Below are 25937 nucleotides of genomic sequence, written 5' to 3'. Positions count from 1 at the left end.
GGCAATGCGACAAATGCCTCTGGCCCGCTGTGCCTTTCTGCGATAGGGATGCGCACTTGAAAACAGGATCACCACACAATGACGACACGCGCCGGATTCATCGCCCTGATCGGAGAGCCCAACGCAGGCAAATCCACCCTTCTGAACCGCATGGTCGGGGCCAAGGTCTCGATCGTGACGCACAAGGTGCAGACAACGCGTGCCCGGATCCGCGGCGTCGCGATGGAGGGTGATGCGCAACTGGTCTTCGTCGATACGCCGGGTCTGTTCAAACCCCGCCGCCGGCTTGACCGCGCGATGGTCGCGGCGGCCTGGGGCGGGGCGGCCGATGCCGACATCATCGTACTGATGGTCGAGGCGCATCGCGGTATCACCGAAGGCGTCGAGCGCATCCTGGATGGCCTGTCCGAGATCGCGCAGGGCCGCAAGGTGGCGCTGGCGATCAACAAGATCGACCGTGTCGAGGCCCCCGCGCTGCTGTCTCTGACCCGCGACCTGAATGACCGCTTCCCCTTTGCCGAAACCTTCATGATCTCGGCCGAAAAGGGCCACGGCGTCGAAGACTTGCGTGCCTGGCTGGCACAGCATCTACCCGAAGGCCCCTGGCTTTATCCCGAAGACCAGATCGCCGATCTGCCGCTGCGCATGATCGCGGCCGAGATCACGCGCGAAAAGCTGACCCTGCGCCTGCATCAGGAACTGCCCTATCAGCTGACGGTCGAGACCGAGAACTGGGAGGAGCGCAAGGATGGTTCGGCCAAGATCGACCAGGTCATCTATGTCATGCGCGACGGCCACAAGGGCATCGTGCTGGGCAAGCGCGGCGAGACAATCAAGGCCGTCAGCCAGGCCGCTCGGGCCGAGTTGGAGGAATTCCTTGATCGCAAGGTCCACCTTTTCCTGCAGGTGAAGGTCCGGCCCAACTGGCTGGAAGAGGCCGAGCGCTACTCGGAAATGGGGCTGGATTTCAAAGACGGCAACGCATGACCCGTCTGACGGCCGAGTTCTGGGTCCACGCCTATCTGGCCCGGCTGCGCCTGCACGAGATCCCCGCCTTTGTCGTAGCCCACGGCGACGACACAGCCGGCGCGGTTCTGGTCAAGCTCAACACGCTTGACGGCAATGCCACCGCCTTTCAGCGCAGCTTCGACCTGCTCAGCGGCGCGCGCAAATGGATCGAACTGGCCAAAGGTCCCGAGGCCGAGGTGGACGAGGCCATCGCCCGCCAGCGCAGCTTTGACCCCGATCTTTGGGTGATCGAGGTCGAAGACCGGCAAGGCCGGCATCTGCTGAACGAAGAGGGGCTGGACTAGGCCTGGACCTTTCAGGTCAGCCGATAAAGCGCGTTGCGTCCGAATTTGCCGCGCAATTCATAGCCGTTTTGCTCCAGCATGCCCGCAATATCGACCGACCAGAACCGTTCGTGCTGGAGTTCGAAAAAGATCGCCTTGGGTTTGCGGGTGGCCGAGGCTTCGGTGATCAGCGGGGCAAGCACTCGGTCTTCCTGGCCCTCGACATCCACCTTGACCAGGTCGATCGGCGTATCCAGGTCGGATGGCAGAAACTCGGTCAGCGTCCGCACCTGAACCGATATGCCGTTGGCGCCGCGCATCGGTTCGCCCAGTCTGGCCAGCCCCAGGTTTCCCTGCGCGGGCACGAACAGCTCCATCTCGCCGCCATTGTCCGAAATCGCGCAATCATGGACCTGGATACAGTCAAATGCGTTCAGGCGGATGTTTTCTTCCAGCCGCGCCCGCATGACAGGGTTGGGTTCGAATGCGTGGATCACCGATCCGGGCGCAGCGACCGCTGCCAGGCGCAGGGTGTGAGCCCCGGCATTGGCGCCAACATCATAGGCCACGATCGGGCGGTCCTTGGGGAGGTCTTTCAGAATATGCCGCAAAGCACGTTCTTCCTGGGTGCGTCCCATGCGCCAGATCTGGAATTCCGTGTTGTTGTCGGCGGGATGAATGCGCATGCGGCACCCGCGATAGTCGACCTCGGTGGGTTTCAATTCGCGGCGGATGCGTTTCCTGATCCTGTTGGGGGTGTCCGGGTCATTGAAGATGTGGCGCAGAAGGTCATTCGGCCAGTCCATGGCATTGGATCCCGTTTTAGTTCCCCGTTCCGGGTGCTTTCTATCAGCGGGATCTGCGCTGAAGAACCCTTATTCCTGATCGGGCCGTTCCGCGCCAGTCAGGATGCTCCGGGCACCCACAGAGGTGACAGCGCCAGCCAGACGCCCGCAAACATGGCAATCCCGCCCAGGTTCACCCAGATGTGCCAGATCGCATAGCGGTAGGGCAGCGTCTTGCAGGCGTAGAACGCGGTTCCGATCACATAGCAACCCGACCCGGCCAGAATGCACCACAACGTTGCCACTGGTACGCCCCGCAGGTCGGGCAGGGCCAGCAGCCCCAGCGCGCCCAACCCCAGGTAGGATGCCGTCGACCAGCGCGATTTCACTGTCTCGTTGGTGATCTTGTTCCAGACCGCCACCGCCGTCAGCGCCCAACACACCACCAACAGGCCCAAAGTCCAGGGCGTGCCAGCCAGAACGAAGAACGGCGTGAAGGTGCCTGTTATGCTGGGGTAGATCGCCGCGTGGTCGATGCGCCGCAGCAGTGTGCGCCGCTCGTGCAGCGGTAGAAAGTGATAGGCCCAGGACGCCAGGTTCGACGCCAGCGCACACAAGACGTAAACCACGACGGCGGCGACCAGCGCGGCTTGCAGATGGGTTGCCGCCTTAGCCACCAGCAAGCCGCCCGCAATCAAGATCAAAGCCAGGCCCACGGCATGCACCGTCATGTCCGCGCGGCGGAAGGCAGGGTTGAAACTGGGAAAGGTTGCGTCGGTCATGTCTGGTCTCGTGGCTGCCTGTTCTGGGTAATATCGCCCCGGGTCCAAGTCCACAATTCCGGCACGTCAGCCGGTGTCTTCCGATTGAATTTGCTTCTTTCCGCGTCGCGCTCTACCGTCGCGGTCCGACGCGACCTCAAGGCAACCCAAGGGCCCCGCATGGACTGGCGCGACCATGGCATTCTTCTGACCGCCCGCCGCCACGGCGAAACCGCGGCCATCATCGAGGTGTTCACCGAAACCCATGGCCGACACGCGGGCGTGGTGCGCGGGGGTGCCAGCCGCAAGATCGCGCCCATTCTGCAACCTGGCGCGCAGTTGGACGTGCTGTGGCGGGCGCGGCTGCAGGAACATATCGGCACCTTCCAGGTGGAACCGCTGCGCTCGCGCGCGGCAGCGGCGTTTTCGGGGCGGCTGGCGCTGTCGGGGCTGAACGCGGTCGTGGCGCTGCTATCCTTCTGCCTGCCCGAACGCGAACCGCACCCCGGCATCTATCGACAGACGGAACAGCTGATGGATCTGCTGGGCCAGGACGAGATCTGGCCGCTGGCTTACCTGCGCTGGGAGCTGGCCCTGCTTGAAGAGCTGGGTTTTGGGCTGGACCTGACCCGCTGCGCCGTGAACGGCACGAACGAGGGGTTGGCCTATGTCTCGCCCAAGACCGGCCGGGCGGTCAGCGCCGAAGGCGCCGGGGATTGGGCCGACAGGCTGTTGCCTCTGCCGCCGGTGCTGCGCGGGCAGGGGGCCGCCCCGGATGACGAGATCGCCGCCGGGCTGCGGACGACCGGCTATTTTCTGGCGCATCGCGTGGCGCCATCGCTGGGTCACACGCCGCTGCCCGAGGCTCGTGCCCGCTTTGTCGATCAGTTCACTCGGCGGCTTTGAACACCATCTCGTGCCCGTCCTCGTTGCGCAGGATCAGCACGTCGCCCGACACCTCGGACTGCGTCATCGCCAGCAGCGCGGCGAAATAGAACCCTTCGGCCTCAATCCCGGCGCAGGCGGCGCGGGTGGCGGACAGGTCGGTGATTTCGAACCACGGATAGGGCGCGTTCAATGTGCCCGAGTAGCTGTTGCAGGGCGCGTTTCCGGCAATCTTGCCGTCTTCGGGAAAGCGCAGCAGGGCGCTGGCGTCATAGGGTTGGCCGTTCACCTCCTGCAGCACCCAGGTGCGGTCGGCTGCGCCATAGGCGGCGACGCTTTCGTCGCGGTCACATTGCAGCAGGGCAAGGGCGGGCAGGATCAGGCTCAGGCGCAGCATAAGGGCTTTCTATCCCGACTTGGCGTCATTGCGCCAGCAGTTCGGCGCGCACCTCCATCCGGGGGCGCCAGTTGTAGCGTGTGTCCTCGCGCACCGGGGCCCAGAACAGGTGACCCCCGTTGCGCCAGCCGTCCAGAACGATCGCGTCATATGGCCCGTCGCCCTTGGCACTAATCGCGGCCGAGTGGTGGATGATCCGGAACGGGGTCGGCGGCGAAGTGATCCAGTGCAGGTCCAGCGTGCGGAAGTTCTCTTTCCGCAGGCGCTTGAGGATGTCCTCGGCCCAGTCATTGCACAGCCCGCGTTCGCGAAAACCGTTGATGACCTTGGCGTTGTGGATGATCGCCGGATCGGTGACCCGGTACTCGGCCCTCAGCTGCAGCGCATAGTCATGGGCGATCTGCGCCGCGCGGGCGGCTTCCTGCGGATCGACATCAGGGCTGAGGTTCTGAATGGCGCGGGTCAGACCGGCAACATCGCCCGAGGTCGTGCCGGACGGCGTGCTGCATCCTGCAAACAAGAGGCCAAGAACAAGGATCAGAAGGCGCGCCATGGTTTCTCCGCAAGGCTTGTTCGGGCATCTGCATTGCGGCGGCGCAGCATGATGCGGTTCGCAGGCTACTTAGCCGAAACCGGTGCCTGAACCCAAGGCATATTTTGTTCTCCGCCGGAGCGTACGGTCCAGATCAGGGATGTACAATCCGGAAGATCGGGGCCCGAGAACCTGTTTGATTTGTACAAAAGAAAAGACCCGGCGCTGGGCCGGGTCAAGTTGGGGAAACCGCGACGGCCGGGCGCTCAGGCCAGCAGACGCCGCGCGATGACTTGCGCCTGAATCTCGGCAGCACCTTCAAAGATGTTCAGGATGCGGGCGTCGCACAGCACCCGGCTGATCTTGTATTCGAGGGCAAAGCCGTTGCCGCCGTGAATCTGCAACCCGTTGTCGGCCGCCGCCCAGGCGACGCGCGCGCCCAGCAGCTTGGCCATCCCGGCCTCGAGATCGCAGCGGTGGCCGTTGTCCTTTTCCCAGGCGCTGAAATAGGTCAGCTGACGGGCGATCATGATTTCGACCGCCATCATGGCCAGCTTGCCGGACACGCGCGGGAAGTTGATCAGGGCCTTGCCGAACTGCTTGCGCTCCTGCGCGTATTGCATGGCGATGTCCAGCGCGCTTTGGGCCACGCCGATGGCGCGGGCGGCGGTCTGGATACGCGCGGATTCGAAGGTTTCCATGAGCTGCTTGAAGCCCTTGCCTTCCTCGCCGCCCAGCAGGTTCTCGCCCTTGACGTGGAAGCCGTCGAAGGCCAGCTCGTATTCCTTCATGCCGCGATAGCCCAGCACCTCGATCTCGCCGCCGGTCATGCCGGGGGTCGGGAAGGGGTCGTCGTCGGTGCCGGGCGTTTTTTCAGCCAAGAACATCGACAAGCCCCGGTGATCGGTGGTTTCGGGATCGGTGCGCGCCAGCAGCGTCATCACATGGGTGCGCGCGGCATGGGTGATCCAGGTCTTGTTGCCGGTGATCTTGTAGTCACCGTTTTCGTCCTTGACCGCGCGGGTGCGCAAGCTGCCGAGGTCCGAGCCGGTGTTGGGTTCGGTGAACACGGCCGTCGGCAGGATCTCGGCGCTGGCGATCTTGGGCAGCCATTGGGCCTTTTGGTCGTCGGTGCCGCCCGCGATGATCAACTCGGCCGCGATCTCGGACCGGGTGCCAAGGCTGCCGACGCCGATATACCCGCGCGACAGTTCTTCGGAGACCACGCACATCGACGCCTTGGACAGGCCGAACCCGCCGTATTCCTCGGGGATGGTCAGGCCGAATACGCCCATCTCGGCCAGTTCCTCGATGATTTCCATCGGGATCAGCTCGTCCTTGAGGTGCCATTCATGGGCGTTTGGCTCGACACGATCCAGCGCATAGCGGCGGAACTGCTCGCGGATCATCTCAAGCTCTTCATCCAGGCCCGAGGCGCCGAACATGGTGGCCCCGGATTGGTCTTGCATCAGCTGAACCAGACGGCTGCGCGCGGCCTGGCTGTTGGCCTGTGCCATCAGAGTCTGTACCTCGGCGCATTGGAAGCCCGACAGCGCATCCCAGCCCAGCCCCAGATCCTGCAGGCGCACGACCTCGCCCTGGTTCATCGGGATGCCGCCGGCGACCTGGTGCAGATATTCGCCAAAGGCGATCTGGTGCAGCAACTGCTCCATCTCGCCGAACTTGCCCTGGGCGTCCAGCGCCTCGGCCCATTTCTGCATCTGCTGCAGCGACTGGTTGTAGGTCGCCAACCAGGCCAGCCCATGCGCGGCGGTCTGGTTCGCCTCGACCAAAGCGCCCGAGACGCGACCCTCGGCCGAGACCATCGCGCGCACGGCATCGCGCGCCCGGTCAAAGACGGACTGAACCGCCGGCAGCGCGGCCCCCGTCAGGGTCAGAAGATCAGGCAGAACCGGCTGAGAAGTCATGTTCGTCATATCTTGTCCGTCATGGGCCATGAATCACGTCCTTTGCTGGGTTATCTGGTCATATCATGCTGCAACTGCAGCGCAACAAAAATTCACAAAATGCGTCGAAAAGGTCCAAAAATTACGTAACGAATTTTGCGGTGCAGAGAAAATCTGCGGTGGTATGTAGGGGCAATGGATCTGTTTTCTTTGATGTCCCTGCCCGAACTCTACCTTGCGTTCGCGGTCGCCTTTCTGGCCGGAGCGGTGAAAGGCATGGTCGGTTTCGCCATGCCGATGGTCCTGATTTCGGGGCTCAGCATGATGCTGCCGCCTCAGCTTGCGCTGGCCGGGCTGATCCTGCCAACGGTTGTGACGAACGGGATCCAGGCCTTGAGAGAAGGACGCGCGGCAGCGATGTCTTCGATCCGGCAGTTCCGGGTCTTTCTTTCCGTCGGGCTGGTTTTTTTGTTGGCGAGCGCTCAGCTGATCAGCCTGGTTCCATCGCAGGCTTTCCTTCTGATGATCGGAATTCCCGTCACGTTCTTTGCCACGATCCAACTGCTGGGCGTGAAACTGAGCCTGTCTGAACAATCGCCGAAGATCGAGGCCGCAGTCGGTGCGGTTACCGGGTTCATTGGCGGCATATCAGGCGTTTGGGGACCTCCGACCGTTGCCTATCTGACTGCGCTGAATACCCCCAAATCCGAACAATTGCGCATTCAGGGCGTAATCTATGGCTTGGGAGCCTTGGCTCTGGTCGTGGCGCATATTGGATCAGGCGTGTTGCGGGCTGAAACCGTGCCGTTCTCGGCTGCGCTGACCCTTCCGGCTTTGGCCGGCATGTGGCTGGGATTGCAGATGCATGATCGGATTGATCAGGCCACGTTCCGCAAGGCGACTTTGTTGGTTCTGATGATCGCAGGTGCGAACTTGCTGCGCAGGGGGGTGTTCGGTTGAACGCTCAACCCTTACGTTCAAAATAGCGGAAGGCAAAAAACAGTCCGAACATCAGGAACAGCAGTCCCGAAAGATCGCCGATCAAAAAGGCAAAATACTCGGCCGTCGCGCTGCCAAAAGCCAGGTTGGTCAGGCCGGACACCAGGATTGACGTGATGACTCCGACCCCCATGATGCAGGCCCAGCAGGGCGCCCGATCAGCGGCGGGAAACAGATCCCATCCTAGCCATTTCAACAAATAGAATACGGCCGGCGCCGTCGTGACCGCAATCAAGATGGCCAGCAGGCGGCTGGTCAGAAAAACGTCCGAGCCACCGAGTGTCGCGAAAACCAGAAAGACACCGGGCAGCATGGCAAGTATCGCACGCCACCCCAAGAGCCACGCCGCAAGGACCCGCACGCCGTGCGGAAGAAATAACAGGCTGGCGCGGCTTGGGTACTCTGGAAAGAACACGTTCTGCATGGGCATCAGAACCCAAAAGGTCAGAAACGAGGCGCCGATATAGGCCAACGAAGCAAAAAACGTGTCAGAGGCCCACGATCGCATAATGCAATGCTTCTTTTAGGTCTGCTCAGCGGTCAACGCGGGGCGTTGACGACATACCGTCCCCGATTGGCGTTTCCGCTTTGAGACAAGTAGCCCTTCTGAACCAGCGACTTGAGGGCGCGGAAGAAGGTCGGGCGCGAAACGCTTTGCACCAAAGTGTGCTCGATCAGGCCATAGGTCCGGACTTCGCGCGTGTCTTTCGACAGCTCTTCGGCCGCGTAATAAATGTCACGCTCTACCGGAGAAAGCTCTTCGAGCCCCAACGTGCGTTCCATGCTCTGCATCAACTTGCGCAGTTCCGCCAGTTTCGAGATCTCGGTCATTTCCATTCCTGATTTTACCAGTGCCACGAATTGATATCCGCTTGGTCAAATGACCCATGATAGTCGCCTATCACGCGGCATATCTCATGTTGACACTCATCCCCTTGATAATACACTACCGCCTTGATTAGGCTGCTCATCTTGCGAGTGTGAGTGTCCGCGCGCGAGCTGCCCAAAGGTTTTTTCAGTCTTGGCCCGGTGCAATTTGCGCCGGGCTATTTCCTTGTAATGGGTCCTTGACTTACTGCATGATTTTTAGGCGGGCAACGAATTTGTTCATGCCAATGTCACATTGCAACTGCAGGAAGAACAAATAACTGCAAGGACCCGTTATTGTGCGCGCAGGGGCCCGCAACCTCGCCCCTGCATGTCGGTTCAGCCGATTGCGACGGCTTTGATGTCTTCGTCGATGAACGGCAAATACTGTTCAAAGTTCTCGGCGAACATCTGCACCAGCTTTTCGGCTTGCCGGTCGAATGCGGCCTGATCGTCCCATGTGCGGCGCGGATCCAGCAGAACTTCGGGCACACCAGGGACCGTCACCGGAACGTCGAAGCCGAAATTGGCGTCCTTGCGATACTCGGCATCGGCCAGCGACCCGTCCAATGCGGCCGTCAGCAGGGCACGCGTGGCTTTGATCGGCATCCGGCTGCCAACGCCGTATGCGCCGCCGGTCCAGCCGGTATTGACCAGCCAGCAGGTTGCGCCGTGCTGGGCGATCTTGTCGCGCAGCAGCTTGCCGTATTCCTCGGGGCGGCGCGGCATGAACGGGGCGCCGAAGCAGGTCGAGAAGGTGGGCTGCGGCTCGGTCACGCCGCGTTCGGTTCCGGCAACCTTCGAGGTGAAGCCCGACAGGAAATGGTACATCGCCTGCGCCGGGGTCAGCCGTGCGATCGGCGGCAGGACGCCAAAGGCATCACAGGTCAGCATGATGATGTTTTTCGGGTGCCCGCCCAGAGCCGTCTTGGAGGCGTTCGAAATGTATTCCAGCGGGTAGGCGCACCGCATGTTCGCGGTCAGGCTGTCATCGTTGAAATCCAGTTTCAGGGTTTCGGGATCGAAGACCATGTTCTCGATCACCGTGCCGAACTTCGACGTGGTCGCGTAGATCTCGGGTTCCGCTTCGGCGCTCAGATTGATTGTCTTGGCATAGCATCCGCCTTCGAAGTTGAAGGTCCCGCGATCCGACCAGCCGTGCTCGTCGTCGCCGATCAGAACACGTGCCGGATCAGCCGAAAGCGTGGTCTTGCCGGTGCCGGACAGGCCGAAGAAAACGGCGGTGTCGACGGGGTTGCCCACAGCATGGTTGGCCGAACAGTGCATCGGCATCACGCCTTTTTCGGGCAGCAGGTAGTTCAGAAGCGTAAACACGGACTTCTTGTTCTCGCCCGCGTATTCGGTGCCGCCGATGAGAATCAGTTTGCGGTCAAAGTTCAGCGCGATCACCGTTTCGCTGCGGCAATCGTGCTTTTTCGGGTCCGCCTGGAAGCTGGGGCAGTTGATGATGGTGTAATCTGCGATGAATTCGTCCAGGTCCTCGCGGTCCGGGCGACGCAGCAGGTGCCGGATGAACAGGTTGTGCCAGGCCAGTTCCGTAACCATGCGCACATTGATCGCATAGGCAGGATCAGCGCCGCCAACCAGATCCTGAACGAAGTAGTCCTTGCCTTTCATATGGGCCAGCATGTCGGCGTACAGCGCGTCAAAGCCATCGGGGCTCATTTCCGCGTTGTTTTCCCACCAGATGCTGTCCGCCACGCTTTCGGTCCGGACGACGTGCTTGTCCTTGGGTGACCGGCCCGTGAACTTGCCGGTGGACACCAGAAACGCTCCGCCATTGCCCAGCGTGCCTTCATTCCGCTTGAGCGCCTTCTGAATCAGCGCCGGCTCCATCAAGTTGTAATAGACATTGCCCAGCCCCTCGATGCCTTGATCTTCGAGGCGGAACTGCGGGTTTACCCGTCCAAATGTCATTCGTGTCTTCTCCTGTGGCGGCGCTGCGGCGGTTGGGGCCGTCTGCGCTCATGAGGCGTAGTGCCGGTTAGTCCGGCGGATAAGGGCCTCATATCACGGCCGTTTAGGGCATGAACAGGACGGTTTGGCACAGTTAGCGCAACCAAGGCCGGGTTTAGCGCAACCAAGATTTTCCGGTCGGAAAACCCGGGCACTTTCGGAAGCGCAGGACGACCTTTTTGTCGCAGGATCGTGAACAATGTGGCGCGATTCGTACATCCGGATTGATTCGCGGCCTTAAAAAAGCCAAGAATGCCCTACAAAAAGCAAAAATACATCGTGAGTGAGCAGGTAAAGGGGCAGCCCTATGTCTAAGATTGCACTGGTGGATGACGATCGGAACATTCTGACGTCCGTATCCATGACGCTCGAGGCCGAAGGGTTCGAGGTCGAAACCTACAATGACGGGCAGGCAGCCCTTGATGCGTTCAACAAGAAACTGCCGGACATGGCGGTTCTGGACATCAAGATGCCCCGCATGGACGGCATGGATTTGCTGCAGCGGCTGCGGCAGAAAACCCAGATGCCGGTGATTTTCCTCACGTCCAAAGACGATGAGATCGACGAGGTTCTGGGCCTGCGGATGGGCGCGGATGACTACGTGAAAAAGCCATTCTCTCAACGCCTTCTGGTCGAGCGCATCCGTGCACTGCTGCGCCGTCAGGAAGCGACCGACGGGGATGCGTCGGCTGCAACCACCGGGGACGCAAAGGTGATGGAGCGCGGCGATCTGCGCATGGACCCCCTGCGTCACGCGGTCAGCTGGAAGGGGACCGATGTTTCGCTGACGGTCACGGAATTCCTGCTGCTGCAGGCCTTGGCGCAACGCCCCGGCTTCGTCAAAAGCCGCGATCAGCTGATGGATGTCGCATATGACGATCAGGTCTATGTCGACGACCGGACCATCGACAGCCACATCAAGCGTCTGCGCAAGAAGATGCGTGCGGCTGATCCCGAGTTTTCGGCTATCGAAACGCTGTACGGTATCGGGTACCGTTACAACGAGGAATAAGCCGGGCCGGCTTTCTGCAAAGGTGAATTTGTTTCGTGCGTGACACCGAGCAATCCAGCGAGTTGCGCGACGGTGACGTCGTTCTGGGCGATGATTGGGTCATCCCGCAAGACCCCGAGTCGGCCGAGCTGCGCGCGCGGCGATCGCGGCGTACTCTGTTCACGCTGCGCAACTCGCCGCTGGCGCGCAAGATCATCACGTTCAACCTGATTGCTTTGGTGATCCTGGTCGCGGGGCTATTGTACCTGGACGACACCCGAAAAGAGAGGGTCCAGCAAACGGCGCGGGACCTGATCGGAGACGCGCAACTGGTCAGCAACGTCTTCGAGGCCCAGCTGCGCCAGGTCGCCGGATCGCGGGACGCTTCTGACCTTAACGTCAAGGCGACCCTTGCAGGGCTGAGCATCCCCGAGGGCGGCGAAGTCTTCGTCTATGACAGCACCGGCACGTTGATCGGCTGGACTCGCGGTTCCTCGACCGTGGCGGAATTGCCGGGCCTGATTCAGGCCGAAGCGGATGTTCCGACTGGCAGCACATTGATCTCTGATGCCCTGACCGCCGTCTGGAATGGTCTGTATTCGGTTTTCACCACCGGATCTGAAACCGAGGCGCCGACGCTGGCACAGCGGGTTCAGGACATCATACCAAACGCGCTGGACGGCCACATGCAGGTTCACGCCGTGTCTGACGCGGCCGGAGACACCGTGATTGTGGCGGCGTCGCCGATCGTTCTGGATGGCGCCCCTGTGGGGGCTGTCGCAATGGCCGGCCCCGCCGGAGAAATCGACGCGCTGGCTCGGAAAGAGCAGGAGCGCATTCTGCAGATGTTTGTCGTTGCCCTGCTGGTCTCGGTGGGTCTCAGCCTTGTGTTGGCCTCGACCATCGCGAACCCGTTGGCGGATCTGGCCGCTGCGGCCGAAATGGGCAAAGACCGCGGCACTGGGGTTAATCCCGGTCGTATCCGCATCCCCGACCTGAGCGCCCGCCCGGACGAGATTGGTCGGCTTAGCCGCGCGCTGCGGGGAATGGTGACGGCGCTCTACAACCGGATAGACGCCAACGAACAGTTCGCGGCTGATGTCGCCCATGAGATCAAGAACCCCTTGGCCAGCCTGCAATCGGCCGTCGGTACGCTGCGAATGGTCAAGCGCGACGATCAACGTGAGAAACTGTTGGGCGTCATCGAGCACGATGTCCGCCGGTTGGACCGCCTTGTCAGCGACATCTCGAACGCGTCCCGCCTGGATGCTGAACTGGTCAAAGAGCAGGAGCAGCCCTTCGATCTTCTGAAGCTGATAGGCAATATCGGTCAGTACCTGGGCGAAGATGCCCGGTCGAAGGGGATCGACTACATTACGGATTTGCCGTCCAAGCCCATCGTCATAAACGGGCTCGAGGCCCGTCTGGCGCAGGTATTCGTGAACCTGATCACAAATGCCATCTCCTTCTGCGAGGAAAGCGACGCGATCCGCGTTTGGGTGCGCCAACGCGAAAACCGGGTTCTGGTTGTTGTCGAAGACACCGGCCCCGGTATTCCGGACCAGGCTCTGACCAAGGTTTTCAAGCGCTTCTACTCGCAGCGCCCGGCCGAGCATTTCGGCAACAACTCGGGCCTTGGACTGGCGATCTCGAAACAGATTGTCGAGGCCCACGGCGGCGTCATCTGGGCCGAGAACATCCGTCCGACCGAGGCGGACATCACGTCGGACCCGCAAGGTGCGCGGTTTGTCGTGGGTCTTCCCCTCTAGGCGATGTGCGCTTTGCGCCTTCCCGAGATGCCCAGCGATGATCCGGTCTGCGTGCACGCCACATGCGTAGCCGTTGCTGGCCGCGGCGCCCTGATTTCGGGGCCGTCCGGGGCCGGAAAATCGGCACTTGCATTGCAGATGATGGGTTTCGGCGCGGACCTGGTCGCCGATGATCGTGTGAATTTAACCCTGTCGGGCGACCGGGTGATGGCGGATGCGGTCCCTCAGATCCGTGGATTGGTCGAAGCCCGCGGCGTCGGCCTGCTGCGCGCCACGGCCTGCGGCCCCGTTCCGTTGGAATGGATCGTGGATCTGGATCAGGTGGAAGCCCAGCGACTGCCGGAGCCGCGACAGGTTCTTGTCCTGGGACATCCTGTTCCCTTGCTTCGAGCCGCAGGCGTCCCCAACTTGGCGTCAGCACTTGTTCAACTGATGAAAATGGGGCGCGTCGATCCGCAATGGCCAAGCACATGACAGCACAAACGCGCATCGTTCTGGTGACAGGTCCGTCGGGCGCGGGCCGGTCGACGGCGATTCATGTGCTCGAGGATCTGGGCTATGAGGCCATCGATAACTTGCCGATGGGCATGTTGCTGCGCTTGATGGAGGGCGCGGATCCTTCCCGGCCGATGGCGTTGGGGATCGATGCCCGCAATCGTGATTTCTCGACCATCGGTTTTATCGAATTGGTCGCCAAACTGGGTCGGATGAGCCAGGTGGACCTATCCACGCTTTATCTGGATTGCAGCGACGAAGTGCTGTTGCGCCGATTTTCGGAAACCCGGCGCCGTCATCCGGTCGCAACCGATGCCAGCCCCGAAACCGGTATCCGTCAGGAGAAGGAATTGTTGGAGCCGATCCGCGAGATCGCCGACACTCTGATCGATACCAGCGTGCTCAACGTGCACCAGCTGCGATCCGAGGTCGAACGCTGGTTCGCGCCGGAAGGGGGCCGGCATCTGGCCGTTTCAATCGAGTCCTTCTCCTACAAACGGGGGCTGCCGCTGGGTCTGGACATGGTGTTCGATTGCCGATTTCTGGCCAATCCCTATTGGCGTCCGGAACTGCGCGAGGCTGATGGTCGCAATCCGGACGTTGCGTCCTATGTTCAGGCTGACACAAACTATGCCGCCTTCTTCGAACGGGTGGTGGAACTGTTGCTGTCTCTGCTGCCCGCCTTCAAGGCCGAGGGCAAAACGCACCTGTCGGTCGCTTTTGGCTGTACCGGGGGTCAACACCGCTCGGTCGCGATGGCCGAAGCGGTCGCAAAAGCCCTTGCAGAGCAGGGGCAGCCGGTGGCAATTAGACACCGCGAGATGGAACGTCGATCGTTGAATGTGAGGCCGGATTGATCGGAATTGTAATCGTGGCGCATGGCGGATTGGCCCAGGAATACCTGGCGGCCATGCAGCACGTCGTGGGCAAGCAACCCGGCCTTGTGGCAGTGTCGATCGACGCCGATCATGATCGCGAGGAAAAGCAGGCCGAAATCTGCCGGGCCGCGGATGCTGTGGATGTCGGCGACGGAGTTGTTGTCGTGACCGATCTGTTCGGGGGCAGCCCCTCGAATCTCAGTCTACGCGCCTGTGCGCCGCAGGACCGCAGAATTCTTTACGGCGCCAACCTTCCGATGCTGATCAAACTGGCCAAAAGCCGCCAACTTCCGGTCGGGGACGCCGTCCGTAGGGCCATGGAGGCTGGACGAAAGTACATCAATGCGCAAAATGTGACATTGGACTGACATCGGATCGATTGAATATGGCCACCAAAAGCTTGAAAATAATCAACGAAAAGGGTTTGCACGCGCGCGCTTCAGCCAAACTGGTCGAGGTGGTCGAAGGGTTTGACGCCCGCGCCGAAGTGTCCAAAGACGGAATGTCCGCGTCGGGTGACAGCATTATGGGCCTTTTGATGTTGGCGGCTTCGCGTGGAACGACTATTGACGTCGAAACGTCCGGGCCGGATGCTGAGGCGCTGGCAGTCGCGCTGGAAGCATTGGTGAACGACAAGTTCGGCGAAGGTTTCTGACGCAGGGCACTGCTACGAAACAAGAACGGGAAGACCAGGAATTGGCGGAAACCACGCACGATACCAAGACCAACACGGTGGTGGCCGAGACCGCGGAAGCGGGCGAAATCTACGACCGCCGCACGCTGACCTACGCAAATTCGTTTGACGACGCCTGGACCTCGACGGCCATCAAGGCGATCGAATGGTGCACAGGCAAGCTGACCATTCTGCGCATGGTCAACAAGTTCGAAAAGCAGAATGAAAAGTATCGCGGCCAGAAATTCTGGGGTGGTGCCCTTGGTATCATGGGAATCGACCTGACCACGCCCGAACACCAGATTGCGCGCATTCCGAAAGAGGGGCCCGTTGTGGTGGTAGCCAATCACCCGCATGGGATGGTGGACGGCATGATCCTGGCCGAGTTGATCGGACGGGTGCGCCAGGACTACCGTATCCTGACCCGCTCGGTTCTGACCGGGCTGGATGAGGCCGCGACCTCGTTCATGATCCCGGTCCCGTTTCCACATGACCCCGAAGCCCAAAGCAAGATGCTCGAGATGCGGGGCAAAGCGATGGAGCACCTCAAGAACGGTGGTGTCGTCGCGCTGTTCCCATCCGGGGTGGTGATGTCTTCCGACACCTGGTTCGGCCCCGCTCAGGAACGCGAATGGAACGTGTTCACAGCTAAGATGATCCGGCGATCCGGTGCTAAGGTCCTGCCCATCTACTTCCCCGGCAGCAACTCGCGCTGGTACCAGATTGCCAACAAACTATCGGCAATTCTGCGTCAGGGACTTCTGCTGCATGAGATCGTCCGGTCCTGCAACAAACCGATCGGCCCGGTAATCGGAGAGCCGATTTCGGATGAGGACATGAAACTGCTCGAACGCGACCCGCGCGGATTCATGGCCTGGCTCAGAAAACACACGCTGGCCTTGGGGCAGTCACCACAAGCCTGATCCACCGTTCATTGGCGCGAAAATATCGCGGGCGAGCGGGTCGGTCCCTTGACGGCTTAGCGCGTCGGGACCGGAACCTCGCCACGGTAGTCATAAAACCCGCGATCGGTCTTGCGGCCCAGCCAGCCGGCCTCGACATATTTCGTCAGCAACGGGCAGGGGCGGTACTTTGTATCCGCCAACCCTTCATGGAGGACGTTCATGATGGCCAGGCAGGTGTCCAGCCCGATGAAATCGGCCAGTTCCAGCGGGCCCATGGGATGATTGGCGCCCAGCTTCATGGATTGGTCGATCGACTGAACGCTGCCGACCCCTTCATACAGAGTATAGACGGCCTCGTTGATCATCGGCATCAGGATGCGGTTCACGATGAAGGCCGGAAAATCCTCGGCGCTGGCGGCGGTTTTGCCCAACCGATCCACCACGGCCTTGCAGGTAGCAAAGGTTTCTTCGTCGGTGGCGATACCGCGAATCAACTCGACCAATTGCATGACAGGAACCGGGTTCATGAAGTGGAACCCCATGAACCGCTCCGGCCGATCCGTCCGGCTGGCAAGCCTTGTGATCGAAATGGACGAGGTGTTCGACGTCAGGATCGTGTGAGCCTGCAAATGCGGCTGCAGATCCTCGAAAATCGCATGCTTGATGGCCTCACGCTCGGTCGCGGCTTCGATCACGAGGTCCGTCTGGCCGATCTCCGGAAGGTTCAGCGTGGTCTTGATCCGCTGCAGTGCGGCCTGCATCTCGTCGTCACCGATCTTGCCGCGTGACACCTGACGAGCCAGGTTGCCCTTGATCGTTTCAATGGCAGCATCCAGCGCATCCTGGCTGATGTCGTTCAGCAGAACGTTATACTCTGCCAACGCCATCACATGGGCGATTCCGTTGCCCATCTGGCCCGCGCCGATTACTCCGACTGATTTCACGTCCATATTGAACTGCCTTCCGCATCAAGGTTCAGGGGGGACATTATCGGCAGTCCGGGTTGCGCGGCAAGGGGTTGGGACCGGTCCAATTCGCTTCAAATGCGCACATTAGAGTTTTCTAAACACCTAAGGCCGCAGAATGGCGATTGGGTGAAGAAAATGGGTGGCTGACATGAGTTATCATGAGTCGGGCGCGACTGGTGTCGAGGAATCCGTCTGCCGGTACGGGGCGTCAAAATTGTGGTTTCGCGGGCCAAAGCGAGCGTTGCAGGTACCATATGTGGCCTGCGTCGGCGGCACCGAGACATTCGGTCGGTTCGTCGATTCTCCGTTTCCCGCCGCGTTGGAGCAGCGGCTGGAAATGCAGTGTCTGAATCTGGGCAGTCTGTTCACGGGTGCCGAGGGGTTGGCGCGGGATCCGGAAATTCTGAGCCTGATGAATGGCGCCGAGGTTTGCGTTCTGCAACTGCCATCGGCGCTGAACCAGTCCAACCGGTTCTACCGTGTTCATCTCCGACGCAATGATCGGGTGCTCGAGGCGACCTCGGACCTTTCCGCCTTGTACCCCGAAGTTGACTTCGCCGACGTTCATTTTGTGCGGCACCTTATGTCCAGGTTGTTGGCCTTTTCGGATGCACGGTTCGAAATGGTGGCCGCCGAGTTGCGGCGGGCTTGGGCAGTGGCGCTTCGCACCCTGTTGGACAACGTCACCAGCCGGGTTCTGCTGCTGTGGCTGGACTGGGATCACAGCCCGGCAGTCGGGCTGGATGCGCGCGGGGTATCTGATCCGGTACCAATTACACAGGCCATGATTGATGGGGTGTCGGATGGAGGGGTGCCAACCGTGAAGATGACGGTGCGCCCTTCAGGTGCTTCGGATGATCTTGAGGACATGCTGTTCGGCACGATGCAGCAACCGATGGCGGAATATATGATCGGGCCAGCCACGCACCGGGCCATTGCCGAACGTTTGCTGCCTGCGATCCGAGACCTCGAATGAAAAAGGCCCGCCAATTTGGCGGGCCTTGAGTTCTCGAAAAGAAGGACCGTCAGCCCAGCTTTTCGGTAAGCTCCGGCACGGCCTGGAACAGGTCCGCGACCAGGCCATAGTCCGCGACCTGGAAGATCGGAGCTTCTTCGTCTTTGTTGATCGCGACGATGATCTTCGAATCCTTCATGCCGGCCAGGTGCTGGATCGCACCCGAAATGCCAACCGCGATGTACAGATCGGGTGCAACGACCTTGCCGGTCTGACCCACCTGCCAGTCGTTCGGGGCATAGCCCGAGTCGACTGCCGCACGCGACGCACCAACCGCGGCACCCAGCTTGTCGGCCAGGGCTTCGATCAGTTTGAAGTCTTCTTCAGAGCCAACACCACGGCCGCCCGAGACAACGACGCCGGCCGAGGTCAGTTCTGGACGGTCGCTTTCGGCGACCTTGTCCTCGACCCACTCCGACAGGCCGGGGTTTTCACCGACCGATACGGTCTCGACCGGGGCAGATCCGCCTTCGCCGGCCGCATCAAAGCTGGCCGTACGGAAGGTGATGACCTTCTTGGGATCGTTCGACTTGACGGTCTGGATCGCGTTGCCCGCGTAGATCGGGCGCTCGAAGGTCGAGCCGTCAACGACGCCGGACGCGTCCGAGATCACCATCACGTCCAGCAGCGCGGCCACGCGCGGCATGACGTTCTTGGCGTCGGTGGTGGCGGGCGCCACGATATGCTCATAGCCGTCGGCCAGGCTGACGATCAGCGCGGCGGTCGATTCGGCCAGACGGTGACCCAGCGACGGGTCTTCAGCGACCAGAACCTTGGACACGCCGTCGATCTTGGCGGCGGCTTCGCCGGCAGCGGCGGCCGAGCCGCCCGCGGCCAGAACGGTCACGTCACCCAGCTGCTTGGCAGCGGTGACCGCCTTGGCGGTTGCGTCGATCGCCAGTTCGCCATTGTTGACTTCGGCAAGCAGAAGTACAGCCATTACACAGCCCCCGCTTCTTTGAGTTTCCCGACCAGCTCGTCGACCGAGCCCACGATGATGCCAGCGGCGCGTGCCGGCGGCTCTTCGGTCTTGACGACTTCGAGGTGCGGCGTGACGTCGACGCCGTAATCGGCGGCGGTTTTTTCATCCAGCGGCTTTTTCTTGGCCTTCATGATGTTCGGCAGCGACGCATAGCGCGGCTCGTTCAGGCGCAGGTCGACGGTGATGATGGCCGGCATCTTGACGCTGATGGTCTGCAGGCCGCCGTCAACTTCACGCGTGACCTTGGCAGTGTCGCCTTCGATGTCCAGCTCGGACGCGAAGGTGCCCTGGCTCCAGCCCAGCAGAGCCGACAGCATCTGGCCAGTGGCGTTCATGTCGTTGTCGATCGCCTGCTTGCCGCACAGAACCAGTCCAGGCTGCTCTTCCTCGACCACCTTGGCCAGGATCTTAGCGACGGCCAGCGGTTCGATGTCCTGGTGGACGTCATCAGCCGCGACCACCAGAATGGCGCGGTCAGCACCCATGGCCAGCGCGGTGCGCAGCGTTTCCTGCGCCTGCTTGACGCCGATCGAAACGGCCACGACCTCGTCGGCTTTGCCGGCTTCTTTCAGGCGGATCGCCTCTTCGACGGCAATCTCGTCGAACGGGTTCATCGACATTTTGACATTGGCGAGATCAACACCGCTGCCGTCCGCTTTGACACGAACTTTCACGTTGTAGTCGATCACGCGCTTGACAGGCACAAGTACCTTCATTTTTGCGTACGCTCCTTACAAAAACGGCAAGCCGCAATGCGACTCCACCAATGCTCTCGTCGGCCTAGATAGCGCCTTGCGGGGCGTCGGGACAGGGCAAAATCGTCACGTCATGTCGTGGGGACGTCGCGTTTCACGCTTTTTGACGTGAAGGAACGAAAGATTGTTACCCGGCCGATGGGCGGTTTTGCCGCGCCGGATGGTGCGAAAACGCGTTCAAGAAGCTCGGGTTTCAGCGGTTCGCGCCGGCCATTCGGGCCGGGGCTTCGCCCTTCCGGTCGCCACAACGTCCACTGGACGTTGTGCCGCTTTCAGCGGTTCGCGCCCGGAACCCACAAGACGTCATCGCGGCCGCCATTGTTGGCGCAACGGGCTGCCACGAAAAACCAGTCGCTGAGGCGGTTGAGGTATTTCACCGCGGCCTCGTTCACCGGTTCCATGTTGGTTAATTCGACGGCCAGGCGCTCGGCGCGCCGCGAGACCGTGCGGCAGACATGCAGATGCGCCGCCAGCTTTGATCCGCCCGGCAAGATGAAGCTGCGTAGTGGCTCAAGGTCGGCATTCATCGCGTCGATTTCCGACTCCAACCGGTCGATCTGGGCCGGGGCGATCCGCAAGGGCGGGTAATCAGCCTCGGCATCTTTTTCCATGTCGGGGCGGCACAGGTCAGCGCCCAGGTCGAACAGATCGTTCTGGATGCGTGCGAGCGCCGCATCGACCTCGCCCTCGGCCTCGGTGCGAGCCACGCCGACAAAGGCGTTCAGTTCGTCCACCGTGCCATAGGCCGCCACGCGGCCCGAGTACTTCGCAACCCGTTCGCCATTGCCCAACGCGGTTTTGCCGTCGTCGCCGGTGCGGGTATAAATCTTGTTCAGAACGACCATCTACTGCACTCCCTGTCCACGCAGATAGACGTAGAGCACGATCAGCACCACGGCAATGAACTGAAACAGGATGCGCAGCCGCATCATCTTGTTGCTTTTCTTGGCAGCCGCCATGCCGCCCTTGCCGAAATTGGATATGCCGATGGCCAGAACAACGACGACCGCCGCCATGGCCAAAAGAAGTACGCCCATTAGAAGGTCCATGAACTCACCGTCCGCATTTGTTGTATCCTTGCCGCTCCATCTAGCGGGGCGGCCCGCGAAAGCGAACGGGTAATTTCGTCTCAGATACCCGAAAGGATGCGGTCAATCGTACCCGTTGGCAGAATGCGGCGCAAATAACCCGCGATATAGGTCGGTGTGGTCACGTAGTATCGAGCCTTGGGCGACTTTGCCTCGAGCGCGCGGGCAAGTTTGTCGGTTACCGCAGACGCCGGCAGCTCGAACCGGTCGGGGCCCGAGTCTTCGTACAGACGTTTGAGCAGCGACTCCTCATACTTGTCGCGCAGGGCCGAGCTTTCCCAATCTATGAACCGTTCAAAAATCGGTATGGCCTTCTCGCGCAGTTTAGAGGTGATGGGACCGGGTTCAATCAGCACCACTTTGATGCCGGTGCCGCGCAGCTCCAGCCTCATCGTGTCGGTCAGGCCTTCGATAGCGTATTTCGTGGCGACGTAGGCGCCGCGCCAAGGAAAGGCAACCAAACCCAGTACCGACGAGTTCTGCACGATGCGGCCGTGGCCCTGTGCACGCATGACGGGTATCACCTGGCGGGTCAGTTCGTGCCAGCCAAAAACATTGGTCTCGAAGATATGGCGCAACCCGTCGGTGGGCACGTCTTCGATCGCGCCGGGCAGCCCATGGGCACCGTTGTTGAACAGCGCGTCCAACGTGCCGCCCGTTGCTTCGAGAACATTGTCCAATCCCGAAGTGATCGTTTCGGCATCGGTATAGTCGATTCTTGGGCTGTCAAAGCCTTGAGCCCTCAGCCTGTCGCAATCGCGCTGATGTCTGCAGGCGGCAAACACACGCCAGCCGCGCGCACGCATTCCGTGTGCCGCGTCCAGACCAATGCCGGATGAGCATCCGGTGATGAGGATGGATTTCTGCATGTCTGCCCCAAAGTCGTCCTCGGCAAAAACTATTGCGAGGATCGGCCTCCGGCAATGACGGCATCACGTCAATTTGTGCTTTTTCGGATCAACGAGGAGGAAATCCAGCCAACCTGTTGCTCGGGCAACACGCGCAGGCGCAGCCAACCGGTTCCGGACTCGCTCAGAACTTCGACCTGCTGACCCATCCGCGCTTTGCCGATGATCGGATAGATCGTGCCGGGGCCGTCGCGCATGTTCACGCGAGTGCCGGACACGATGCGAATGTCTTTCGGCGGCTCTGACGGTGCAGGGGCTGCTGCTTCCGGTTCGGACTCGGTGTCCAGAACCTGGACGGCCGCGTTTTCATCCAGCGACGCCAGCGAGAAGGTACCGCCGGTATTGTCGAAACTGGACAGATCAGAATTCAGACCGGCGGCGATCTGCGCCAGCAACGCCTCGGTATCGACGGCATCGGCTGCTGGGATCGGTTCCGGCTTGGGTTCGGACGGCTTGGCGGGGCGCAGGGCCACCTTCGTCACAAGTTCGGTTGCCGGGGAGGGGACCAGTGGCCTGGGCTCGGGTTTCTCAGCCGCCGCAACGACGGGTGGTGCCTCGGCGCGCGTGCCGCGCGGTTCGAATTCGGATCCACCGCTCATGACGTAGAAGAACCAGCCGAGCATGGCAAAAGTAACAAGCATAAGGCGCGTCATGGCGCATCCCCCGGTAATCATAACAACAAGAAAAAGGCAGCATTCAATTGTTGGGATCCTACCATAGTTCGGGTCCCGAGTCGAAAATCGGGGGAAATCGCCGGGTTGGCTCCCCCTGTTGCAAAAACCGCGACTTGTCCCCAGCAAAATATGCCTTGGTTGCTTTACCACGCGCGCCGGGCGTCGTATCACATCATCTATGAACGACACGATCGACGACCCCAACATGGAGGCCCCCGACGCCGGAGGCGAGGTGGCCGAACCGCTGCGGCGGGCAATTGGCGAGCGTTATCTGACTTATGCGCTGTCCACCATCATGCACCGCGCGCTGCCCGATGCGCGCGACGGGCTGAAGCCGGTTCACCGGCGAATCCTCTACGCCATGCGCGAGCTGCGACTCAGCTCGACCGGTGGGTTCCGTAAGTCGGCCAAGATCTCGGGTGACGTGATGGGTAATTATCACCCGCACGGGGACGCCGCGATCTATGACGCGATGGCGCGTCTGGCGCAGGATTTCAACGTCCGCTACCCGCTGGTCGACGGGCAAGGCAACTTCGGCAATATCGACGGCGACAACCCTGCGGCCTCGCGCTACACCGAGGCCCGGATGACCATCGTTGCCGAGGCGTTGCTGGAGGGGCTGAACGAGGACGCCGTCGATTTCCGCGACAACTATGACGGCACGCTGACCGAACCGGTCGTCTTGCCGGCACAGTTCCCGAACCTTCTGGCCAATGGCGCCTCGGGCATTGCCGTGGGCATGGCGACCAACATCCCGCCGCACAACATTGCCGAGCTGTGCGACGCCTGCCTGCATCTGATCAAGACGCCCGACGCGCGTGACGACACGCTGCTGAACTATGTGCCGGGGCCCGATTTCCCGACGGGCGGCGTCATCGTCGAACCGGCCGAGAATATTGCGCAGGCCTATCGCACCGGGCGCGGCTCGTTCCGGCTGCGTTGCAAATACGAGGTCGAGGATCTGGGCCGCGGCCAGTGGCAGATCGTGGTCACCGAGATCCCGTATCAGGTTCAGAAATCCAAGCTGATCGAAAAGATCGCCGAGCTGATCCAGACCAAGAAGATTCCGATCCTGGGCGATGTGCGCGACGAATCCGCCGACGACATCCGCCTCATCCTCGAGCCGCGCTCCAAGAACGTGGACCCCGAGATGTTGATGAACATGCTGTATCGCAACTCGGATCTCGAGGTGCGGTTCAGCCTGAACATGAACGTGCTGATCGACGGGGTGACGCCCAAGGTCTGTTCGATGAAGGAGGTGCTGCGCGCCTTCCTCGATCACCGGCAAGAGGTGCTGCTGCGCCGCTCGCGTCACCGGATGGCCAAGATCGACCACCGGCTTGAGGTATTGGAGGGCTTCATTGTTGCCTTCCTGAATCTGGACCGGGTGATCGATATCATCCGCTATGACGACGACCCCAAAGCCGCGCTGATGCGCGAGAATTGGGGCATCGATCATGTGCGCGCCACCAGCGAGGCCGACTATGTCTCGCCCAAACCGGGCGAGGGCGAACTGTCCGAAGTTCAGGTCGACGCGATCCTGAACATGCGCCTGCGCAGCCTGCGTCGTCTCGAAGAGATGGAACTGGTGCGCGAGCGTGACGCGCTGATGGAAGAGCGCGCAGAACTTGAGGATCTGCTGGCGGATGAGGGTCTGCAATGGGCCAAGATCGCCGAGCAGTTGAAAGAGACCAAGAAGACCTTCGGCAAGGATTATGAGGGCGGCGCGCGTCGCACGCGCTTTGCCGAAGCAGGCGAGGTCGAGGACGTGCCGCTTGAGGCGATGATCGACAAAGAGCCGATTACGGTCGTCTGCTCGCAGATGGGCTGGATCCGCGCCATGACCGGCCATATCGACCTGAACCGCGAGTTGAAGTTCAAGGACGGCGACGGGCCGCGGTTTATCTTCCACGCGGAAACCACCGACCGGCTGCTGGTCTTCGCATCGAACGGGCGGGTCTATACGGTCAGCGCCGCGAACCTTCCCGGTGGCCGGGGAATGGGTGAGCCGCTGCGCCTGATGGTCGATCTGCCCAACGAGGCACAGATCGTCGACATCCTGATCCACAAACCGGGGCGCAAACTTCTGGTTGCTTCGGATGCTGGCAACGGGTTCATGGTGCCCGAGGACGAGGTGCTGGCCCAGACCCGCAACGGCAAACAGGTGCTGAACGTCAAGGATGACGAGCGCGCGGTGATCTGCAAGCCGATCGAAGGCGATCACGTCGCTGTGGTATCACAGAACGGCAAGTTTCTGGTGTTCCCGGTCTCCGAACTGCCCGAGATGACGCGTGGCAAGGGCGTGCGTCTGCAGAAATACAACATGGCGCGCGGGCGCCAGGGCACGCTGGAGCTGGATGGTGGCCTGTCCGACCTGACGACGTTCAACTGGGAGGACGGTCTGAAATGGTCAATGGGCGGCGACAAGACGCGGCATGAGGCAGATATGTCTCAATGGCTGGCAAAGCGCGCAAGCGTCGGAAAAAAACCGCCCTATGGGTTCCCGCGCGATTACAAGTTCTCGTGATCTTGCGCCGACCACGGTGGAAATCTGCCGATACGGCTTGGCACAAGCTGCATCGGTGCGCTAGATCAAAGAAAAACAGGCCTATCGAGACGAGACAATGTTGCGCATTTTGACCCTGATTACCGGACTGGCCCTGGTGGGCGCCTGCACGCAGACGCAACTCTATGAAGAGCCGGAAGATCTGGGCGAATTCAAGTTGCGCGTGAACTATGCGTTTGCCGACAAGGCCGTCCAGGGGCCGGTGTCTCGGGACGCGACGCCCCAAGAGTGGACCGAAGCGATCCAGAAGGCCGTCGATATCCGCCTTGGTCGCTATCAGGGCTCGCAGGAGTATGACATCGGGATCAGCCTCGAAGGCTATATGTTGGCGCCTCCCGGCATTCCGGTGATCTACAACCCCAAAAGCACAGCGATCGTCCTGGTCAACGTTTACGATGTCGGCAAGAAACAGTTTCTGGCCAAGGGCAAGCAGTTCCAGGTCCTCGAAGATACGACCGGTGGCAGCGCTCTGAAGGGCTCGGGCAACGAACGCACCAAGGAAGAGCAGATGAGCGGTTTGGCACTGAAAGTGGCGGACCGCGTCGAGGAATGGCTGGCTGAAGAGCACAAGGACAACGGTTGGTTCGACCTGCGCCCCGGCCTGATCCAACCGATTGAATCCGGACAGGCGATACAAAACCCGGCATAGTTTTGAGGATTTCCCTCAGGATGTGCTTGATTTTCCGCTTTGAACCAAATATCTCGCGCGCGCAGATGTAACCACGGGACCAAGGGTCCCCCAAATCGCAAAAGGGCGCCTGAGGAATGGCAAAGGAAAAGTTTGAGCGTACAAAACCGCACGTCAACATTGGCACGATTGGCCACGTTGACCACGGCAAGACGACGCTGACCGCAGCAATCACCAAGT

30 protein-coding genes are annotated in these 25937 nt (G+C 61.0%); 15 read left to right on the top strand and 15 right to left on the bottom strand.

Going from position 1 to position 25937, the window contains the following annotated elements:
* Window positions 1–78 precede the first annotated feature (78 nt).
* Window positions 79–987 carry a GTPase Era gene (gene era, locus ACR0NY_RS17595; RefSeq protein ID WP_170342652.1) on the top strand — a complete coding sequence of 303 codons (909 nt, stop codon included), beginning with the start codon at window positions 79–81 and terminating at the stop codon, window positions 985–987.
* Window positions 984–1313, top strand: a complete 330-nt coding sequence (locus tag ACR0NY_RS17590; protein WP_149776390.1) for a DUF1491 family protein — start codon at window positions 984–986, stop codon at window positions 1311–1313. The genes era and ACR0NY_RS17590 overlap by 4 nt, the downstream gene beginning before the upstream one ends.
* An 11-nt stretch (window positions 1314–1324) precedes the next feature.
* Here ACR0NY_RS17590 and ACR0NY_RS17585 read toward each other — a convergent pair whose 3' ends face one another.
* Both ACR0NY_RS17585 and trhA read right to left on the bottom strand, forming a co-directional pair.
* Window positions 1325–2098 (bottom strand): FkbM family methyltransferase, encoded by a 774-nt coding sequence (locus ACR0NY_RS17585; RefSeq protein WP_170370042.1) that lies wholly within the window; start codon window positions 2096–2098, stop codon window positions 1325–1327.
* Window positions 2099–2196: 98 nt separating this feature from the next.
* A complete protein-coding gene (trhA, locus tag ACR0NY_RS17580; protein WP_170370039.1) occupies window positions 2197–2859 on the bottom strand; it encodes a PAQR family membrane homeostasis protein TrhA in 663 nt (220 codons plus the stop codon).
* Window positions 2860–3018: 159 nt separating this feature from the next.
* On the opposite strand from trhA, the gene recO reads away from it, so the two are divergent.
* The gene (recO, locus tag ACR0NY_RS17575; RefSeq protein WP_170370031.1) at window positions 3019–3744 is read left to right on the top strand and encodes a DNA repair protein RecO; all 726 of its coding nucleotides are present in this window, start codon (window positions 3019–3021) and stop codon (window positions 3742–3744) included.
* Here recO and ACR0NY_RS17570 read toward each other — a convergent pair.
* From ACR0NY_RS17570 to ACR0NY_RS17560, 3 genes are all read right to left on the bottom strand, one after another.
* A complete protein-coding gene (locus tag ACR0NY_RS17570; RefSeq protein ID WP_170361550.1) occupies window positions 3728–4120 on the bottom strand; it encodes an META domain-containing protein in 393 nt (130 codons plus the stop codon). The genes recO and ACR0NY_RS17570 overlap by 17 nt on opposite strands.
* A gap of 25 nt (window positions 4121–4145) precedes the next feature.
* Window positions 4146–4673, bottom strand: coding sequence for a hypothetical protein (locus tag ACR0NY_RS17565; protein WP_170370029.1), 528 nt, complete (start codon window positions 4671–4673; stop codon window positions 4146–4148).
* A 245-nt stretch (window positions 4674–4918) separates the two neighbouring features.
* The gene (locus ACR0NY_RS17560; protein ID WP_170342641.1) at window positions 4919–6610 is read right to left on the bottom strand and encodes an acyl-CoA dehydrogenase family protein; all 1692 of its coding nucleotides are present in this window, start codon (window positions 6608–6610) and stop codon (window positions 4919–4921) included.
* 144 nt (window positions 6611–6754) lie between these two features.
* On the opposite strand from ACR0NY_RS17560, the gene ACR0NY_RS17555 reads away from it, so the two are divergent.
* Complete coding sequence (locus tag ACR0NY_RS17555) at window positions 6755–7519, top strand: sulfite exporter TauE/SafE family protein (RefSeq protein ID WP_170342640.1); 765 nt, start codon at window positions 6755–6757, stop codon at window positions 7517–7519.
* 4 nt (window positions 7520–7523) lie between these two features.
* Here the strand turns inward: ACR0NY_RS17555 and ACR0NY_RS17550 are convergent, their stop codons facing one another.
* The 3 genes from ACR0NY_RS17550 to ACR0NY_RS17540 form a co-directional block, all read right to left on the bottom strand.
* Window positions 7524–8066, bottom strand: coding sequence for a hypothetical protein (locus tag ACR0NY_RS17550; RefSeq protein ID WP_254432994.1), 543 nt, complete (start codon window positions 8064–8066; stop codon window positions 7524–7526).
* 32 nt (window positions 8067–8098) lie between these two features.
* Window positions 8099–8416 carry a hypothetical protein gene (locus ACR0NY_RS17545; protein WP_254920234.1) on the bottom strand — a complete coding sequence of 106 codons (318 nt, stop codon included), beginning with the start codon at window positions 8414–8416 and terminating at the stop codon, window positions 8099–8101.
* A 348-nt stretch (window positions 8417–8764) separates the two neighbouring features.
* Window positions 8765–10363, bottom strand: coding sequence for a phosphoenolpyruvate carboxykinase (locus tag ACR0NY_RS17540; protein ID WP_170370027.1), 1599 nt, complete (start codon window positions 10361–10363; stop codon window positions 8765–8767).
* Window positions 10364–10709: 346 nt separating this feature from the next.
* On the opposite strand from ACR0NY_RS17540, the gene ACR0NY_RS17535 reads away from it, so the two are divergent.
* From ACR0NY_RS17535 to ACR0NY_RS17505, 7 genes are read left to right on the top strand one after another with little or no spacing between them, the layout of a single operon-like run.
* Window positions 10710–11414 carry a response regulator transcription factor gene (locus tag ACR0NY_RS17535; protein WP_170342637.1) on the top strand — a complete coding sequence of 235 codons (705 nt, stop codon included), beginning with the start codon at window positions 10710–10712 and terminating at the stop codon, window positions 11412–11414.
* Window positions 11415–11449: 35 nt separating this feature from the next.
* On the top strand, window positions 11450–13162 hold the full coding sequence (locus ACR0NY_RS17530; protein WP_170342636.1) for an ATP-binding protein: 1713 nt from the start codon (window positions 11450–11452) through the stop codon (window positions 13160–13162).
* 3 nt (window positions 13163–13165) lie between these two features.
* A complete protein-coding gene (locus tag ACR0NY_RS17525) occupies window positions 13166–13636 on the top strand; it encodes an HPr kinase/phosphorylase (protein ID WP_254432993.1) in 471 nt (156 codons plus the stop codon).
* The gene (rapZ, locus tag ACR0NY_RS17520) at window positions 13633–14514 is read left to right on the top strand and encodes an RNase adapter RapZ (protein ID WP_170342634.1); all 882 of its coding nucleotides are present in this window, start codon (window positions 13633–13635) and stop codon (window positions 14512–14514) included. The genes ACR0NY_RS17525 and rapZ overlap by 4 nt, the downstream gene beginning before the upstream one ends.
* A complete protein-coding gene (locus ACR0NY_RS17515; protein ID WP_093965293.1) occupies window positions 14511–14903 on the top strand; it encodes a PTS sugar transporter subunit IIA in 393 nt (130 codons plus the stop codon). The genes rapZ and ACR0NY_RS17515 overlap by 4 nt, the downstream gene beginning before the upstream one ends.
* A 17-nt stretch (window positions 14904–14920) precedes the next feature.
* The gene (locus ACR0NY_RS17510; protein WP_093965295.1) at window positions 14921–15190 is read left to right on the top strand and encodes an HPr family phosphocarrier protein; all 270 of its coding nucleotides are present in this window, start codon (window positions 14921–14923) and stop codon (window positions 15188–15190) included.
* A 41-nt stretch (window positions 15191–15231) separates the two neighbouring features.
* Window positions 15232–16131: a lysophospholipid acyltransferase family protein gene (locus ACR0NY_RS17505; protein ID WP_170342633.1), complete on the top strand. Its 900-nt coding sequence runs from the start codon at window positions 15232–15234 to the stop codon at window positions 16129–16131.
* Window positions 16132–16187: 56 nt separating this feature from the next.
* On the opposite strand, the gene ACR0NY_RS17500 is transcribed toward ACR0NY_RS17505, so the two are convergent.
* Window positions 16188–17063, bottom strand: coding sequence for a 3-hydroxybutyryl-CoA dehydrogenase (locus ACR0NY_RS17500; protein WP_170342631.1), 876 nt, complete (start codon window positions 17061–17063; stop codon window positions 16188–16190).
* Window positions 17064–17229: 166 nt separating this feature from the next.
* Here ACR0NY_RS17500 and ACR0NY_RS17495 point away from each other — a divergent pair, with 166 nt between their 5' ends.
* Window positions 17230–18057 (top strand): DUF6473 family protein, encoded by an 828-nt coding sequence (locus tag ACR0NY_RS17495; RefSeq protein WP_217354989.1) that lies wholly within the window; start codon window positions 17230–17232, stop codon window positions 18055–18057.
* A gap of 49 nt (window positions 18058–18106) precedes the next feature.
* Here the strand turns inward: ACR0NY_RS17495 and ACR0NY_RS17490 are convergent, their stop codons facing one another.
* The 6 genes from ACR0NY_RS17490 to ACR0NY_RS17465 all read right to left on the bottom strand — a co-directional run bounded on the left by ACR0NY_RS17490 (window position 18107) and on the right by ACR0NY_RS17465 (window position 22482).
* Window positions 18107–19036, bottom strand: coding sequence for an electron transfer flavoprotein subunit alpha/FixB family protein (locus ACR0NY_RS17490; protein WP_170342627.1), 930 nt, complete (start codon window positions 19034–19036; stop codon window positions 18107–18109).
* Window positions 19036–19794 carry an electron transfer flavoprotein subunit beta/FixA family protein gene (locus tag ACR0NY_RS17485; protein ID WP_170370023.1) on the bottom strand — a complete coding sequence of 253 codons (759 nt, stop codon included), beginning with the start codon at window positions 19792–19794 and terminating at the stop codon, window positions 19036–19038. The genes ACR0NY_RS17490 and ACR0NY_RS17485 overlap by 1 nt, the downstream gene beginning before the upstream one ends.
* A gap of 311 nt (window positions 19795–20105) precedes the next feature.
* A complete protein-coding gene (locus ACR0NY_RS17480; protein ID WP_170342624.1) occupies window positions 20106–20678 on the bottom strand; it encodes a cob(I)yrinic acid a,c-diamide adenosyltransferase in 573 nt (190 codons plus the stop codon).
* On the bottom strand, window positions 20679–20882 hold the full coding sequence (locus tag ACR0NY_RS17475; protein WP_093965306.1) for a twin transmembrane helix small protein: 204 nt from the start codon (window positions 20880–20882) through the stop codon (window positions 20679–20681).
* Between the two features lie 80 nt (window positions 20883–20962).
* Window positions 20963–21790 (bottom strand): SDR family NAD(P)-dependent oxidoreductase, encoded by an 828-nt coding sequence (locus ACR0NY_RS17470; protein WP_170342623.1) that lies wholly within the window; start codon window positions 21788–21790, stop codon window positions 20963–20965.
* Window positions 21791–21858: 68 nt separating this feature from the next.
* Window positions 21859–22482, bottom strand: a complete 624-nt coding sequence (locus tag ACR0NY_RS17465; protein WP_254432992.1) for an SH3 domain-containing protein — start codon at window positions 22480–22482, stop codon at window positions 21859–21861.
* Window positions 22483–22681: 199 nt separating this feature from the next.
* On the opposite strand from ACR0NY_RS17465, the gene ACR0NY_RS17460 reads away from it, so the two are divergent.
* The 3 genes from ACR0NY_RS17460 to ACR0NY_RS17450 form a co-directional block, all read left to right on the top strand.
* Window positions 22682–25030, top strand: a complete 2349-nt coding sequence (locus ACR0NY_RS17460) for a DNA topoisomerase IV subunit A (protein ID WP_170370021.1) — start codon at window positions 22682–22684, stop codon at window positions 25028–25030.
* A 97-nt stretch (window positions 25031–25127) separates the two neighbouring features.
* Window positions 25128–25718: a hypothetical protein gene (locus tag ACR0NY_RS17455; protein ID WP_170366314.1), complete on the top strand. Its 591-nt coding sequence runs from the start codon at window positions 25128–25130 to the stop codon at window positions 25716–25718.
* A gap of 116 nt (window positions 25719–25834) precedes the next feature.
* A partial coding sequence (locus ACR0NY_RS17450; RefSeq protein WP_377181647.1) for a GTP-binding protein occupies window positions 25835–25937 on the top strand: 103 nt, incomplete at its 3' end.

This window comes from Ruegeria sp. BJ5 (assembly GCF_056537865.1).
The sequence above is the reverse complement of the archived record's forward strand: the minus strand, read 5'-3'. Positions and strand labels throughout refer to the sequence as shown.

What these genes read in the sequence shown, in the direction of transcription:
- ACR0NY_RS17485 (WP_170370023.1), bottom strand. Translation starts at nt 19,794, where the DNA reads ATGAAGGTACTTGTGCCTGTCAAGCGCGTGATCGACTACAACGTGAAA.
- ACR0NY_RS17585 (WP_170370042.1), bottom strand. Translation starts at nt 2,098, where the DNA reads ATGGACTGGCCGAATGACCTTCTGCGCCACATCTTCAATGACCCGGAC.
- ACR0NY_RS17590 (WP_149776390.1), top strand. Translation starts at nt 984, where the DNA reads ATGACCCGTCTGACGGCCGAGTTCTGGGTCCACGCCTATCTGGCCCGG.
- ACR0NY_RS17560 (WP_170342641.1), bottom strand. Translation starts at nt 6,610, where the DNA reads ATGGCCCATGACGGACAAGATATGACGAACATGACTTCTCAGCCGGTT.
- ACR0NY_RS17495 (WP_217354989.1), top strand. Translation starts at nt 17,230, where the DNA reads ATGAGTTATCATGAGTCGGGCGCGACTGGTGTCGAGGAATCCGTCTGC.
- era (WP_170342652.1), top strand. Translation starts at nt 79, where the DNA reads ATGACGACACGCGCCGGATTCATCGCCCTGATCGGAGAGCCCAACGCA.
- ACR0NY_RS17475 (WP_093965306.1), bottom strand. Translation starts at nt 20,882, where the DNA reads ATGGACCTTCTAATGGGCGTACTTCTTTTGGCCATGGCGGCGGTCGTC.
- ACR0NY_RS17480 (WP_170342624.1), bottom strand. Translation starts at nt 20,678, where the DNA reads ATGGTCGTTCTGAACAAGATTTATACCCGCACCGGCGACGACGGCAAA.
- ACR0NY_RS17490 (WP_170342627.1), bottom strand. Translation starts at nt 19,036, where the DNA reads ATGGCTGTACTTCTGCTTGCCGAAGTCAACAATGGCGAACTGGCGATC.
- ACR0NY_RS17510 (WP_093965295.1), top strand. Translation starts at nt 14,921, where the DNA reads ATGGCCACCAAAAGCTTGAAAATAATCAACGAAAAGGGTTTGCACGCG.
- ACR0NY_RS17460 (WP_170370021.1), top strand. Translation starts at nt 22,682, where the DNA reads ATGAACGACACGATCGACGACCCCAACATGGAGGCCCCCGACGCCGGA.
- ACR0NY_RS17540 (WP_170370027.1), bottom strand. Translation starts at nt 10,363, where the DNA reads ATGACATTTGGACGGGTAAACCCGCAGTTCCGCCTCGAAGATCAAGGC.
- ACR0NY_RS17555 (WP_170342640.1), top strand. Translation starts at nt 6,755, where the DNA reads ATGGATCTGTTTTCTTTGATGTCCCTGCCCGAACTCTACCTTGCGTTC.
- rapZ (WP_170342634.1), top strand. Translation starts at nt 13,633, where the DNA reads ATGACAGCACAAACGCGCATCGTTCTGGTGACAGGTCCGTCGGGCGCG.
- ACR0NY_RS17525 (WP_254432993.1), top strand. Translation starts at nt 13,166, where the DNA reads ATGTGCGCTTTGCGCCTTCCCGAGATGCCCAGCGATGATCCGGTCTGC.
- ACR0NY_RS17565 (WP_170370029.1), bottom strand. Translation starts at nt 4,673, where the DNA reads ATGGCGCGCCTTCTGATCCTTGTTCTTGGCCTCTTGTTTGCAGGATGC.
- ACR0NY_RS17570 (WP_170361550.1), bottom strand. Translation starts at nt 4,120, where the DNA reads ATGCTGCGCCTGAGCCTGATCCTGCCCGCCCTTGCCCTGCTGCAATGT.
- trhA (WP_170370039.1), bottom strand. Translation starts at nt 2,859, where the DNA reads ATGACCGACGCAACCTTTCCCAGTTTCAACCCTGCCTTCCGCCGCGCG.
- ACR0NY_RS17500 (WP_170342631.1), bottom strand. Translation starts at nt 17,063, where the DNA reads ATGGACGTGAAATCAGTCGGAGTAATCGGCGCGGGCCAGATGGGCAAC.
- ACR0NY_RS17465 (WP_254432992.1), bottom strand. Translation starts at nt 22,482, where the DNA reads ATGACGCGCCTTATGCTTGTTACTTTTGCCATGCTCGGCTGGTTCTTC.
- recO (WP_170370031.1), top strand. Translation starts at nt 3,019, where the DNA reads ATGGACTGGCGCGACCATGGCATTCTTCTGACCGCCCGCCGCCACGGC.
- ACR0NY_RS17470 (WP_170342623.1), bottom strand. Translation starts at nt 21,790, where the DNA reads ATGCAGAAATCCATCCTCATCACCGGATGCTCATCCGGCATTGGTCTG.
- ACR0NY_RS17535 (WP_170342637.1), top strand. Translation starts at nt 10,710, where the DNA reads ATGTCTAAGATTGCACTGGTGGATGACGATCGGAACATTCTGACGTCC.
- ACR0NY_RS17455 (WP_170366314.1), top strand. Translation starts at nt 25,128, where the DNA reads ATGTTGCGCATTTTGACCCTGATTACCGGACTGGCCCTGGTGGGCGCC.
- ACR0NY_RS17550 (WP_254432994.1), bottom strand. Translation starts at nt 8,066, where the DNA reads ATGCGATCGTGGGCCTCTGACACGTTTTTTGCTTCGTTGGCCTATATC.